A 14,193-nucleotide genomic window follows, 5' to 3' on the forward strand; every position below is an offset into this window, starting at 1 on the left:
CAAAAACCGGCTGTCCGCGGGGGCAGCCGGCTTCCCGGCCGCCGAACGGGACCGGTTGTTAGTTCTTTTTTTCCGCGCTCTTCATCAGCGCGGCGTATTTTTCTGCGATGCGAGCCGCTTTCTCCGCGGCCAGTCCGCGGTAGCGCTCCGGATTCTCGAAGAATCCCGCAGGATCGGCGATGCCCAGCTTTTGCAGCTGGCCTGAAATCCGGCCGAAGGCGTCAGGGTTCTTTTTAAGCGCTTCGTAAAATGAAATGGAATTGGTTTCCGCGTCGAGGGTGATTTTGCGGATCACTTCATGGCCGTCGGAGACGCCGGTTTCGGCGAGGAGAATGTAGGCGGGCTCGGCAAGGACTCCGCCTTTCACCTTTCCGCCGGCGTTCGCCAAATTGCGCGCCATGCCGTCGCGGTCCGCCTGAAGGCCGGAAACCACGCTTTTCATGCGGGAAACGGCGAGAGTGAAGCCTGCGATGTAATCCGCCATGAACCGCTGGCTCGCGGAGTTCGAAAGATCCCGCTGGTGCTCGGAGATCTGATCCATGAAGAAGGTCATGACGCGGGGAGCGAAGGCCTTCCACAGGCTTTTGACGTGTTCTGAATTCCAGGGGTTGCGTTTCTGGGGCATCGTGGAGGAGCCGACCTGGGTGGAGCTGAAATACTCGAATACTTCGCCGACCTCGGATCGCTGCAAATTCCGCAGATCGTCCGCAAGATTCGCGATGATTCCGAAGGCTACGTTGCATTCGAGAAGAAGGCGGAGCAGGTATTCCGGCTCGACGAGCTGGGTCGAATGCTCGGAAGGGACGAGGCCGAGGTAGCCGAGATAGCGTTTTTCCAGATCTTCCGGATCGCGTACGATCATGCTCGTCGCGTTGTAGGCGCCGACCGCTCCTGCGAGCTTTCCGGCAAGGCCTTCTGCCCGCGTTTCAATTTCGAGTATCGATTTTCCGAGGCGGCTCGCGTATTCGGCCATGGCGAAGCCGAAGGTTATGGGAACGGCGTGCTGGCCGTGGGTTCGTCCGACCTGGGGGGTAGCGGCTTCGCGGGAAGCGATTTCGCAGAGTTTGGTTTCAAGGGCGCGCAGTTCGGGGAGAACGGCGTCGCGCACGCAGTCGCGCATGCGGACGGAAAGGGCGGTGTCGAGGATGTCTACGCTCGTCGCGCCGAGATGCACGAGGGGGGCGACTTCCTCGGGAACCATCTCCTTGAGGACATTCACGAGAGCCCGTATGTTGTGGCGGGTTTTTTCTTCTTCTTCGTATACCCGTGACGGATCGATGGTAAGCGCTACTTCGTCGAGCTTTTTTTCCATCTCGGCCGTCAAGCCGCCGCGAACCGAAAGATGAGCCTTTACAAGGGCTATCTCCGCGCGCGCACAGGAGACGATCGATGCCTGTTCCGAAATATGCGAGGACAGCCGGTCGAAGACCGCAGATTCGGAGAGGGAATAACGATGATCCAGGGGGGAAATGTTCAGAAAAATATTACGTGTTTCCATAATCAATATTGCCGGAAAACCATTTATTATGTCAAGACAGCCCCGCGTTTCAGCGCCCTCGAAACAACCTCAGTCTTGCGTTCGCCCATCTTTTAAGCTACAGTGAAGCGCAATAATGAATTTGTTGAAAACCCTTCGCGAAACCGCGCTCGCGGTTCTTCCCGTCTGCGCGATAGTCTGCATACTCGCCTTCACCATCGCTCCGCTCGAGACGGCCCTCATCGGCGAGTTCCTGTTCGGTTCGAGCCTCGTCATCATCGGCCTTTCCTTTTTCCTGACCGGAGCCGAACTGGGAATAATTCCCGCGGGATCCTATCTGGGCGCAGCCCTCACCCGGTCTCGAAAGATTCTTCTTATTCTTGGATCCGGATTCGTCATCGGTTTTTTCATCACGATAGCCGAACCCGACCTGCATATACTCGGCTCCCAGGTCCAGGAAATTTCGGAAGGCATCACCGCGAATTCGCTGATCCTATCCATCTCGCTCGGCATCGCCGTCTTTCTCCTGCTCGCTCTGGCGCGGGTCGTCTTCCATATATCCTTCCGATTTCTGATCATCGCAGGATACGCTGCCGTGTTCGCGGCCGCGTCTCGAATAACGCCGGAGTTCGTTGCGGTCGCTTTCGACTCGGGAGGAGCCACTACCGGGCCCATGACCGTTCCGTTCATCATCGCCCTGGGCATCGGAGTTTCAGCCGTTCGCGAAGACAAGAGCGCGCTCGAAGACAGCTTCGGCTTCACCGGCATCGCGTCTATCGGCCCGATACTCGCCGTAGCGCTGCTTGGTTTGTTACGCGCTCCTCAAAAGGCGGCCTTGGCGGCGGAAACGGCCCTATCAGTCGCCGTAGAAACGCCCGGTTTTTTCGCGGAACTCCTGCACCGCATTCCCAAAACTGCCGCACATGTTTTTTTGGCCCTCGCCCCGATAGCCTGCATCATCCTGCTGTTCCAGATTTTTTTCATGAAGCTGCCGCCCAAACAGACGAGGAAGATCGCATTCGGATTTTTTTACGCCTGGCTCGGACTCGTATTCTTTTTCACCGGAACGGAAACAGCCTTTGTTCCGGCCGGCCGCGCGATAGGCTCGATTCTGGGAGCCTCGGAATCCTCTTGGATTCTCATCCCGCTCGGATGCCTCTTAGGAGCGATCGTTGTCTGCGCCGAGCCCGCGATCTGGGTATTAACCGAACAGGTAGAAGAAATCTCGGCTGGAAATATCCGCAAGCCGGTATTGCTGACGGCCCTCGCTTTGGGAGTCGCGGCGGCTGTGGGGCTTTCCATGTTCAGGATACTGGAGGGTTTCAGCATCTGGCTGCTCCTCCTTCCGTTTTACGGAGCGGCCCTGGGACTGACCTTCGTAACGCCGCGGCTTTTCACCGCTATAGCCTTCGATTCGGGAGGAGTCGCTTCGGGTCCGATGGCGAGCACCTTCATACTGTCGCTTGCTATCGGAGCGGCGTCCTCGTCGGGAGGAAATCCCGGCACCGACGGATTCGGAGTGATAGCCCTCATCGCGGCGACTCCGCTGGTCACGATTCAATTGCTGGGCATTCTCTATCAGCGCAGCGAAGACAGGGTTCTTGCAGCCGGACAAAAAAGCAAGGAGGCGCTTCGATGAACTACGAATGGGAGCTTCACGCAGTCGTGCCCCACGGCCGGGGAGAAAGGCTGGCCGCCGCAGCGAGAAAAGCAGGAGCGCGCGGAGGAACCATACTTGTGGGACGGGGGGAACATTCCTCGCCCGTGCTGCGCTTTCTCGAATTGGCAGAATATGAAAAAGACATGCTGGTCGTGCTGGTCTCCGCCGCCGATCTCGATCGCGTTTGGGACGCGCTGAAAGCCGAGGCCGACGGAGACGGAAAAAAATCGAAGGGCATTCTCTATGCCCAGCCTTCAGGGAGGACGCAGATGGAAGCCGACAACGGACATGAATTGATTACAGTGATCGTTAACCGCGGCTACGCCGAAGATATTATGGATAGGGCGAGAAAGGCAGGCGCGAAAGGCGGCACGATTCTCCATGCTCGCGGAACGGGGAAGCCCGAAGACGAAAAGTTCTTCGGCGTCGCCATCGTGCCTGAAAAAGAAGAAGTGCTCATTCTGGCCGATACGGACAATTCGGCGGCGATTCAGGAAGCGATTCTCGCGCTTCCCTGCCTGACGACGCCGGGAATCGGCATCATGTATACCACCCGGGTTTCGCGCTTCGCGCAACTGGGTCGATAAGGCGGGAACCCGGTTCAGGAGCGGCAGCGATCTTCTATCATTCTCAGAATGACGTCGCGTCCGGTTTTTTTGTCCGCCGAAGATACGGGCACCATGTCCGGAGTCCGGTTGCAGTAAGCGGCGATGGCGCGTACGGATTTCGCGATTTCATTGTTGCTGAGTTTGTCGGCCTTAGTCCCGACGATGACGACTTCCAGACCGAGCCGCTCGAAATACTCGATGGTATTTTTTTCGGTTTCGCCGGGGACCCTGCGAAGATCCATCAGAAAAAAAAGAGTTCTCAAATCGCTCCTGTTCGAAGCGTATTCGGCAAGCATTCTGTCGAAATCCTCGTTTTCTTTGGCGGACCGTTGAGCGTAGCCGTAGCCCGGAAGATCCGCGAGCATGAAGGTCTGATTTATCCTGAAAAAATTGATGACCCGGGTCATTCCCGGCCGAGAGCCGGTTTTCACCAGTGTTTTTCTGTTAACGAGCATATTGATGAGGGACGATTTCCCGACGTTCGACCTTCCGAAAAAAGCGAATTCAGGCAAACCTTCTCCCGGGTATTGGGACGCCTTAGTCGCTCCCTTCACAAAATCCGCAGACACAATCTTAAGCATGGCCACTCCAGTGTAAAAAAGCGCACATCCCGCATTGCATGCGGGCCGCTCGCATCCACTATACCGGAAACCGGGTTCGTCTTCCAGCCCTGAGAAAGGAGCCTGCCGGCGGTAAGCGTCCTACGCTTGAACGCGTGTTTCCACGGACGGTAAGCCTAGTACGCTCATGCGCGAGCTAACCGCACCCCGCAAGCGCAACACGCTCACGGCGCGCGGGGTTTCGCGGACGGTAAGCGTCCTACACTCATGCGCGAGCTAACCGCACCCCGCAAGCGCAGCACGCTCACGGCGCGCGGGGTTTCGCCGGCGGTAAGCGTCCTACGCTTGAACGCGTGTTTCCGCGGGCGGTAAGCGTAGTACGCTCATACGCGAGCTAACCGCACCCCCGCAAGCGCAGCACGCTCGCGGCGCGCGGGGTTTCGCGGGCGGTAAGCGTAGTACGCTCATGTGCGAACTAACCGCACCCCGCAAGCGCAACGCGCTCATGCGCGCGCGAGTTTCCGCCGGCGGTAAGCGTCCTACGCTTGAACGCGTGTTTCCACGGACGATAAGCGTAGTACGCTCATGCGCGAGCTAACCGCACCCCGCAAGCGCAGCACGCTCACGGCGCGCGGGGTTTCGCGGGCGGTTAGCGCAACACGCTCATGCGCGAGCTAACCGCACCCCGCAAGCGCAGCACGCTTATGCGCGCGCGGGGTTTCGCTGACGGTAAGCGTAGTACGCTCATGCGCGAGCTAACCGCACCCCGCAAGCGCAGCACGCCCACGGCGCGCGCGGGCAGCAAAAGGAGGAGGGCTGCCCTGAGCGGACAGCCCTCCTGAAGGAGAAAAACAATGAACAGGATGCGGCCGGAAAAACCGGAATTCATTCCGGCCGCACAGGGAGACCGGAGATCAGGACTTCTTTTTCGCCTTCCAGATCGCGAAGAGGCTTTGAAGGACGATAAAGAAGCACAGGAGAATCGAGAGCACTATCTTGTTCCACCAGGAAGACAGCGTTCCGTCGCACCTGATGAACGTTTCTATTGTAGCCTTGATGAGCACTCCGAAGAACGTGCCGACGACGGTGCCGACTCCGCCGGTGAGCAGCGTTCCGCCGATGACCGCCGAAGCGATCGCCTCCATCTCGAAGCCGCGCGCCTGCTCCACGAAGCCGGCGGAGGTATTCAGACAAAATACGAATCCGGCAAGCGACGCCAGAAAGCCGTTCAGCACATAGGCGCGAAGCTTGGTTCTCCGGACGTTTATTCCCATGAGCAGGGCGGACTGTTCATTTCCGCCGACCGCAAACAGGGCTCGTCCGAACCGGGTGTACTTGCAGACGTACCAAATCGCGAACAAGGCTACTATCGCGATGACGACGTTCGGATGTATGAAGGGGAACAAAAGCTTTCCGCGTTTATTCATCGTCGCGCCGAACGGAAGATAGATGTTTTTCTGAGCCATCGCGAGGAAGGTCGGATTCATGATCGCGATCTGCTCTACGCTGATCATCGCGGTAAGACCGCGGCAGAAGAACATTCCCGCGAGGGTGACGATGAAAGGCTGCAGCTTCAAGTACGCGATCAAAAATCCCTGGATAAATCCGAAGAAGGTTCCGAACGCGAGCACCAGGGCGATCGAAGTCCACGCGGGCACTCCCTGCTTTTCCATGAGCCAGGCGAGCATCATGCACACGAGGCCGACGACCGATCCGATGGAGATGTCTATTCCGCCGGCTACCAGTACGAGGGTCATCCCCCCGGCCGCTATGATGAGGCCGGCGTTGTCGATGAGCATATTCAGGAAGGTTTGCATCGTTCCGAAATTCTGATCGCTGTAAATGACCAGACCGAACAGATACATCAGCATGAACATTGCTATAGTAACGCTGAGCAGAAAGGTGTTTCCGCCGAAGCGTCTTTTTAACGAGCCGAGATTCATTTTATTCCTCCCGCCGGAAGCTTCCGGGAAAGCTGATACGTTCTCCACCAATTGCGGAATTCGGCGGACTGGATTATTACGATGAGGATGACGACGATCGCCTTGTACACGGGAAGCTGGTCTGCCGTAACGCCGACCGCGTAGAGGCTCGTGGTGAGCGCCTGAATCGTGAGCGCTCCGATCACGGAGCCGGCAAGGCTGAACTTTCCGCCTCCCAGGCTGTTTCCGCCCAGGGCCACGGCGAGAATCGCGTCCAGCTCCATGTACAGTCCGATATTGTTCGCGTCGCTCGAATAGATGCGGCTCGAAGAGATGAAGCCGGCCAAACCGGAACAAATTCCCAGAAAGGCATAGGTTCCGAAAATGATCAGGGCCGAGTTGAGTCCGACGAGTCGCCCCGCCTTCGGGTTTATTCCTACAGTCTTGATGTAGAGGCTCATCGCGGTGCGGTGCAGAATAAACCAGGTGACGATCACGAAGCCCGCGGCGATGAACACCGGAGTGGGCACCACTACCCCGTCCAGGAATCCGCCGAATTGCTTGAACGATTCGATGCGAACGTACAGGATCTGTCCCGGCACCATCTTCCCGTTTATCTCGCGGGCGCTGATGAGCTGGGCGATTCCCCGCCCGGCGGTAAAGAGGATGAGCGTCGCGACCATCGGTTGAATCTTGAGCCGCGCGACCAGAAAGCCGTTGAACATGCCGCACAACAGGCCGGCTGCTAACGCCGCCGTTACGGCGACGGGAATCGGGACGGCGTAGGCTTCGGGGCTCGAACCCAGAAGGCGCACGCAGATCGCCGCCGACAGGGCGCTTATCGCGCCGACGGAAATATCGGTTCCGCGCGAAGCGGCGACGACCAGGGTCATGCCGACTGCGAGGATTACGAGTTCGCTCGAGCGGTTCACGATGTCGACGATGTATCCGTAGAGAACCCCGTTCTGAATCGAGATATTGAAAAACGTCGGCGTGATGATCACGTTTATGACGAGCATCAGGACGAGGGCGAACAGCGGCAGGAACAGCGGTTTTCTCAGGATATCCTTAAAGTGCAAAAGAGAGCGGTTCATAGTATTTTTCCTCCCGCGATCGCCGCCATGACTTTCGGCCGATCCAGATTTTCGTTCACCAGTTCGCCGACCTTCATTCCGTCGCGCAGAACGCAGAGGCGGTGCACGGTGCGCAGCATCTCGTCGATTTCCGAGCTGATGAACATGATGGTCATGCCTTCGCCGGCAAGCTTGAGAATGAGCTTTTGAATTTCGGTTTTCGTGCCGACGTCGATTCCGCGCGTCGGCTCGTCGAGTATGAGGAAGTCGGGATTCGTCACGAGCCATCTTCCGAGTATGACCTTCTGCTGGTTTCCGCCGGAAAGCTGGCTTATCAGGGTTTCAGGAGAGGGCGTCTTGATGTTCAGCGCCTTGATGTATTTATCCGCGAACTCGATCTGTTTCGCCATCGGCAGGAGCTTGAACACTCCGGTTTTAGCCTGCAGCGCAATGATCAAATTTTCCCTGATAGAAAGATCCGCGATGATGCTTTCTTCCTTTCTGTCTTCCGGAAGAAAGGCCATGCCGGCCTTCATGGTGTCGATGGGTTCGTGGGCCTTGAGCTCGTTGCCGTTGAACCAGAGTTCGCCTTGATCAGGGCTGTCCGCCCCGTAGAGCGCCCGGGCGAGCTCTGAGCGTCCCGAGCCGAGCAGGCCGGTAAGGCCGATAACCTCGCCCTTGTGTATGTTAATGTCGAACGGCTGTATGCTTCCGGTGTGCGACAATCCGACGGCGCGGATGATCTCAGGAGTGTTCCGTTCGGCGCTTTCGTCGTAGTCGGGCACGCGTATCGCGGCGAGATCGTCGAACTCGTGGCCGAGCATCCGCGCCACAAGCTGAACGCGCGGCAGTTCGCTCACCGCGTACCGCCCGACGAGCTCTCCGTTTCGCAGAACCGTGATCGCGTCGCACACTTCGTACACCTGCTCGAGAAAGTGCGTCACGAAAATAATCCCGACGCCCCGAGATTTAAGCTCCCTCATCATCTCGAACAGCTTCGCCACTTCGATCTCGTCGAGAGAGCTCGTCGGCTCGTCCAGGATGAGAACCTTGCAGTTGATGTCGATCGCGCGAGCGATGGCGACCATCTGCTGCACCGCCACCGAGTATTCTCCCAGAGATCTCGTCACGTCTATTTTTTCCAGTCCGACCCCGGCCAATACAGCCTGAGCCTTTCTGTTCATTTCTTTCCAGTCGATTCCGCCGATCCTGTTTCTCGGATGGCGGCCGATATAAATATTTTCGGCTACCGAAATATTCGGGCACAGATTCACTTCCTGATAGACCGTGCTGATTCCGTTTTTCTGCGCGTCTTCTGGAGACCTGTTGTGGATCGGACGGTCTATGCCGTCGAGGACTATTTCCCCTGAATCCATAGAATACACGCCGGTGAGAACCTTTATCAGCGTGCTCTTTCCGGCTCCGTTCTCTCCCATCAGGGCGTGAATCTCGCCCTTGTTCAAAGTAAAAGCGACATCGTTGAGCGCTTTCACGCCGGGAAACGTCATATGTATGTTCTTCATCGACAAGACGACAGATCCGCCCGTCGAAACCTCGTTGTTCATTGAAACTCCTCCCCCTTGCCGGTTCCTGTACAAAAAACGGGACAGCGTGCCCCTTCCGGGGGGAGCGCCGTCCCGTCCTCGATCAAACTTCGATCAATATTTGCGGGTCGGGAGCTTGGCTGCCGCGTTCTCGGTATCGAAGACTTCTTCCACAACGTACATGATCTTCTCGACAGATCCGCCGTTCTCGAGGGTCTGGATGATTTCCGCGACGCGCGGGCCGTGGAGAGGATTGCATTCCACGTCTGCGTTGATTTCGCCGGCGATCATGCGGTTAAAGGCTTCTTTAACAGCGTCGAAAGAAATGATGATGATGTCTTTTCCGGGCTTCTTTCCGACGGCCTTGATGGCGTCGATCGCGCCGAACGCCATGTTGTCGTTCTCGGCGATGACGATGTCGATCTTCGGATAGGCTTTAAGGAAAGACTCCATTACTTCCTGGCCCTTGGCCTGGGTGAATTCGCCGGTCTGCTTGGCGAGCAGCTTGTATTTCGGATTCTTCGCGAGTCCTTCGGTAACGCCCTGGGTGCGTCCGACCTGGGCTGAAGAACCGATAGTTCCCTGCAGAATGACGATGTTCAGATCTTCATTGGTGCGGCCTGATTTTTTGACATAGGAATCGAGCCACTTGGCAGCGTCGCGTCCTTCCTGAAGGAAGTTTCCGCCTACCCAGCAAGTGTAGAGGCTGGGATCGGAGACCTTCATCATGCGGTCTGAAAGAATGACGGGGATTCCCGCGGCCTTCGCTTCTGCGAGAACCGTTTCCCAACCGGTTTCAACGACCGGAGCGACGACGATGTAGTCGACGTCCTGCTGGATGAAGTTGCGGATCGCCTTGATCTGGTTTTCCTGCTTCTGCTGGGCATCGTCGAAAATCAGCTTATAGCCGTTCGCTTCGACGAAGGTGCTCTTGAAGGATTCGGTGTTGGCGGTGCGCCAATCCGACTCGGCTCCGACCTGGGCGTAGCCGACCACGATCAGGTCTTTCTTTCCGGCCGCCGGAGCGTCCGCTTTTCCGCCGGCGAAAGCTGTTCCGCCGAGTACCGTCGCCAGGGCCAATGCCGCTGCAACAATCTTTTTCATATTTCTCCTCCTTGGGGATTCATGTAGCTGAATCCTACATCCGCCCCGGGGGGAAGTACATGAACAAATTACTCGACTTTGGTGGAATTTTTTCCGCCGCGCCGTTTTGAAAGGTGCGTTTTTTTATTCTTCAGGTTGATTTTTTTCCGCCCGGAACTCCCTCGGGGAAACGCCGGTTTTTTTCTTGAACATGAAGCTGAAATAATGAGGGTCGTTGAACCCGCTCTCGTAGGCTATGTCGACGCTCTTCATCCGGGTTTCCGCGAGCAGTCTCTTTGCATGTCCGATGCGCACGCAGGTGAGATACTCGATAAAGCTTTCGCCGGCCTCCTGGGAAAACACCGTGCTGAAATGGTTCGGGCTTACGTTGACCACAGAGGCTACCGAGTGAAGCGAAATATCGGGATCCGCGAAATGAACGTCGATGTAGTTTTTCGCCTTCAGGATCATCGACAGGTGGCGGCCGGCCGGAGATTCGTCGCGCAGCAACATGATCCGTTCAAGGATGCGGCGAACCTCCGCAAGAAAGGTTCCCCGCTCGGAGGCGATGCCGATGATCAGCTCGTGGCTTCGCGGAGAGGGGAAAAGAGCCGCGGGGTCTCCGCCGAGTTCGCGGGCAACCGTCGCCGCCGCGACTATCAGATCGTACAGAAGATAATAGCCGATATAGCTCGCCTGGCTCTCGTTCTTCCCGAGCATCTCGGCGTACTGCTCCACGAAGCAGTCGATATCGCTTCGGGACAGGGTGCGCAGCCGGTCTGCAACGGGGTCGGCTCCCGAACGCGACGCGGCCCGTTCGCTCGAATCCATATCGGCGAAACCCGCGATTTCCGTCCGGCCGGAAGCCGTAAGATGGCGGAGCGCCGCGTTCGCCTCGGCGAATGATCGGGGAATTTCGGCTATGCGTTCGGCAGGAAGGCCTATGCCGATAGTCAGCCGGCAGGAGGTCTTTCTATTCGTCTCGAAGCTCAGACCCTGAGCGAAGGAATAGGAATCCTCTTCAAGAGAGTTCTGTTCCGATTCCTTGATGATGAACGCGTACTGGTTCACGCCGAGCGGAAACGAAATCACGTCCGCCCTCGAAGACGCGAACCCCTCGACCGCCCTGCGAACCCGATCGAGCCGGGGAAAATCCTCCGGCGGCAGATGTATTTCAGCGGCGATCGCCGCATAGCCGCGGGCTATCAGATCGATGCCGTAGGATTGCGCGGTTTCGATCGCCTTCTCGGTCGAAGCTTCTCCGGTGACGAGGCCTGCAAGCCACTTTTCGCGCAGAGCCTGGGCATTCGTCCGCGCCTGTAAACGCAACCGTTCGATATCGTCAGACTCGCGTTTTTCGGCCTCGATGCGCAAGGCGACCTTTTCAAGGCAGCGAAGCATGTCCGCGGCTGATACCGGTTTTAAAAGATATTCTTCCACGCCCAAAGATATGGCCTCGCGGGCATATTGGAATTCGTCGTGGCCGGAAATAATGACGACCTTCATCCACGGCTGCGTTTTGCGGACGATGCGGGTAAGCGCGAGGCCGTCCAGAAAGGGCATTTTAATATCGGTCAACAGGATGTCCGGTTTGAGCTCCTGGAGCATGGAAAGCGCCATTTCGCCGTCGGGAGCTTCCCCGACGAGGGTAAAGTCAGTCTCATCCCAGGGGATGCTCGAGCGGATGCCCTCTCGAACGACTATTTCATCTTCCACCAGAAAAACGCTATACATTCTGCGCCTCCTGGGGAACTCCGAACGAAACCACGGTTCCCTCGCGATGGACGCTCTTTATTTTCAGGAACACATCCTTTCCGTAATACAGTTGAAGCCGTTTGCTCACATTATAGAGGCCGTACATATCGGCTACTCCTTCTCCCTCTCTGTCGGCCATGAGGCCTCTGCGCACCTCGGCGAGGCGCTCCTCCGTCATGCCGATTCCGTTGTCCTCGACGGAAAACCTGAGCTGGCCGGCTTCCCTGAAGGCCCGCACCCGCAATACGCCGCGTCCGCGCTTATTCTTGATCCCGTGGTACAGGGCGTTTTCGACCAGGGGCTGCAGCACCAGTTTCAACACCGGATACGAGGCCATGGCCGGATCGTACTCGATCGAATAATCCAAAATATCACGGTAGCGAATTTTCTGAATCGTCAGATAGTTTTCCACGTGGGCTATTTCGTCAGCGACCGTTACCCAATCGCGTCCGCGGCTAAGCGATATTCTGAAAAAACTGGAGAAGGCGCGCGTAATGTCGATGACCTGGTCGTACTGCTTGCCTTCCGCGAGCCAGATGATGGTGTCGAGCGTATTGTACAGAAAGTGCGGCGTGATCTGCGCCTGCAGGGCCTTCATTTCGGATTTCTGAAGATTTTGCTGTTCGAGAATGTTCATGTCGATGAGTTCGCGTATTTTAACCGCCATCGTGTTTAAATTGACGGCGAGGTTCTCGAGTTCCTGTATCCGGGGAATGTCGGCCCGCGCCTCAAGATCGCCCGATGCGATCTTCGTGGAAAAGAGTTCAAGCTCCTTGATCGGCATGTTGATCATGACGGACACGGACTGCAGCGCGAAAATGGCGAAGCCGGCGACGCCCAGCACGGTAACCGTCTGAAAAACCGCGAGCACCCAGACCATCGTTTTGATGCGTTCGTTGGTGCGCTCTGCCGATTCGATCTCGAGAACGATGAACTCTTCGAGAATATCGGAAACCAGGGCCGCTACGCCGCGGATTTCGTCCAGAAGCTTTTCGTTTTCGATGACCGGATAGCGATACTGGATTTGCAGCCCGATGCGTCCTACGTAGTTTGACAAGGTGTTCATGGCGCGCCCGGCGACCTCCAGCATCTGGCGGTTTCCGGTTACCGAGGTCGTTTCCAGTATTTCCTGCAACCCCTGGTTGATCGAGTTGATGATCTGGTAATGACGGCCTTCCTCGAATCGCCTGTTTCCCGCGACGATGTCCCACAACTCGTTGGAAATATCGGTCTTTACGATTTGATTGATGCGGTTCGTCTTGCTCACGTTCGATATCATCAGGTCGTACTGGGCGCTCTGAGCCAGGGAACTCAGGATGGTAGTGACCGGCAAAATGAGCATGAGCACGATGATTATCGTGTACGAATATTTGAGCATTCGCGAGAGGCTGGTCATCGGAAGAAAGCGGCTGCGGCGGAATGTAGCGAACATCAGTAACCCCGCGGAGGAAGAAGTTCGAGCCCGGGATCTCCCTCTTTGAACACCGCTTCTTCGACATGGATGAGGGGAGGTATTTTTTCGCCCTTCGCCAGCTTGCGGGCGAGATCCATGATGATCGGCCCCGTTTTCGGATTGCATTCGATGACGCAGTTCACTTCCCCGGCGACGAGGGCGTCGATCGCGGCCTGTTCCGCGTCTATGGTGACGATGATGTTGTCCCTTCCGGGCTTCAGCCCCTTTTCCTTCATCGCTTCAAGGATTCCGAGCGTCATGCCGTCGTTATGCGAAAACACGGCATCGAAGGCGACGCCGCTTTCCAGTATCGAGCGCATTATTTCGTAACCCTTCGAACGCAGGAAATCCCCTGAACGCGTATATACTATTTGAAAACCGCTATCGTCGCCGAGCTCTTCCCGAAAGCCGCGCGCGCGGCCGTTCGCCGCGGACGAACCCTCGGTTCCAGATATTTCCACAATCTTCATCGGCCTCGCCGCGTTCTTTTTTTCCCATGCGCCGCGTAAAAAAAGGGCCGCTTCCCTGCCCTCCTGTTCGCTGTCCGTTCCGATGAAGCCCGCAAAGAGAGTATAATCTTCTGTTTCGATTTTCCGGTCGGTTACAAGGACGGGGATTCCGGCATCCTTAGCTTCGCGCAGCACATTGTCCCAGCCGTTTGAAACGATCGGAACGAAGGCGATGACGTCGACCTGATACGCGATGAAAGACCGGATCGCCTTTATCTGGTTTTCCTGTTTTTGTTCGGCGTTTTCGAACAGGAGCTGGATTCCCGCGTCGTCGGCCGCTTCGCGTATCGAGCGGGTGTTGCAGTTCCTCCAGGCGCTTTCGGCTCCGATCTGGGAAAAACCAAGAATGAGCTGTTCCTGGAGAACCGGTCCGGACGCCTGTTCTTGCGTTGTTTTCAACGCCTTATTTGTGCCGCCTTCCCCGCGGGGAGTTGGGCGGCCGCAGCCTGAAAAAACAAATGCGAAAGCCGCGGCGAACAAAAGGGCCAAAGATACGGCCCGACCAGTCTGCAAAATCCGTATATTCACCATATGTAACCCGCCCCGATA

At 56.9% G+C, this 14,193-nt stretch carries 11 protein-coding genes; 2 read left to right on the plus strand and 9 right to left on the minus strand.

Going from position 1 to position 14,193, the window contains the following annotated elements; genetic code table 11:
* Positions 1 to 58: 58 nt before the first annotated feature.
* Complete coding sequence (locus K7J14_RS11240) at positions 59 to 1,498, minus strand: lyase family protein (RefSeq protein WP_230756218.1); 1,440 nt, start codon at positions 1,496 to 1,498, stop codon at positions 59 to 61.
* A gap of 115 nt (positions 1,499 to 1,613) precedes the next feature.
* Here K7J14_RS11240 and K7J14_RS11245 point away from each other — a divergent pair, with 115 nt between their 5' ends.
* Both K7J14_RS11245 and K7J14_RS11250 read left to right on the plus strand, forming a co-directional pair.
* On the plus strand, positions 1,614 to 3,116 hold the full coding sequence (locus K7J14_RS11245) for a DUF1538 domain-containing protein (protein WP_230756221.1): 1,503 nt from the start codon (positions 1,614 to 1,616) through the stop codon (positions 3,114 to 3,116).
* Entirely contained in the window at positions 3,113 to 3,724 is a 612-nt protein-coding gene (locus tag K7J14_RS11250; protein ID WP_230756223.1) for a transcriptional regulator, read from the plus strand. Before K7J14_RS11245 ends, K7J14_RS11250 begins: the two co-directional genes overlap by 4 nt.
* Positions 3,725 to 3,738: 14 nt before the next feature.
* Here K7J14_RS11250 and yihA read toward each other — a convergent pair whose 3' ends face one another.
* The 8 genes from yihA to K7J14_RS11290 form a co-directional block, all read right to left on the minus strand.
* Complete coding sequence (yihA, locus tag K7J14_RS11255) at positions 3,739 to 4,326, minus strand: ribosome biogenesis GTP-binding protein YihA/YsxC (RefSeq protein ID WP_230756225.1); 588 nt, start codon at positions 4,324 to 4,326, stop codon at positions 3,739 to 3,741.
* An 893-nt stretch (positions 4,327 to 5,219) separates the two neighbouring features.
* Positions 5,220 to 6,248, minus strand: coding sequence for an ABC transporter permease subunit (locus tag K7J14_RS11260; RefSeq protein WP_230756227.1), 1,029 nt, complete (start codon positions 6,246 to 6,248; stop codon positions 5,220 to 5,222).
* Positions 6,245 to 7,321 (minus strand): ABC transporter permease, encoded by a 1,077-nt coding sequence (locus tag K7J14_RS11265; RefSeq protein ID WP_230756229.1) that lies wholly within the window; start codon positions 7,319 to 7,321, stop codon positions 6,245 to 6,247. Before K7J14_RS11265 ends, K7J14_RS11260 begins: the two co-directional genes overlap by 4 nt.
* Positions 7,318 to 8,865, minus strand: coding sequence for a sugar ABC transporter ATP-binding protein (locus K7J14_RS11270; RefSeq protein WP_230756231.1), 1,548 nt, complete (start codon positions 8,863 to 8,865; stop codon positions 7,318 to 7,320). Before K7J14_RS11270 ends, K7J14_RS11265 begins: the two co-directional genes overlap by 4 nt.
* 93 nt (positions 8,866 to 8,958) lie before the next feature.
* Complete coding sequence (locus K7J14_RS11275) at positions 8,959 to 9,948, minus strand: ABC transporter substrate-binding protein (RefSeq protein WP_230756233.1); 990 nt, start codon at positions 9,946 to 9,948, stop codon at positions 8,959 to 8,961.
* 123 nt (positions 9,949 to 10,071) lie between these two features.
* Positions 10,072 to 11,661 (minus strand): response regulator, encoded by a 1,590-nt coding sequence (locus K7J14_RS11280; protein WP_230756235.1) that lies wholly within the window; start codon positions 11,659 to 11,661, stop codon positions 10,072 to 10,074.
* Positions 11,654 to 13,114, minus strand: a complete 1,461-nt coding sequence (locus K7J14_RS11285; protein ID WP_230756237.1) for a sensor histidine kinase — start codon at positions 13,112 to 13,114, stop codon at positions 11,654 to 11,656. Before K7J14_RS11285 ends, K7J14_RS11280 begins: the two co-directional genes overlap by 8 nt.
* Positions 13,114 to 14,043: an ABC transporter substrate-binding protein gene (locus tag K7J14_RS11290; RefSeq protein WP_230756239.1), complete on the minus strand. Its 930-nt coding sequence runs from the start codon at positions 14,041 to 14,043 to the stop codon at positions 13,114 to 13,116. Before K7J14_RS11290 ends, K7J14_RS11285 begins: the two co-directional genes overlap by 1 nt.
* Positions 14,044 to 14,193: the final 150 nt, after the last annotated feature.

This window comes from Teretinema zuelzerae (genome assembly GCF_021021555.1).
GTDB classification, from domain to species: domain Bacteria; phylum Spirochaetota; class Spirochaetia; order Treponematales; family Treponemataceae; genus Teretinema; species Teretinema zuelzerae.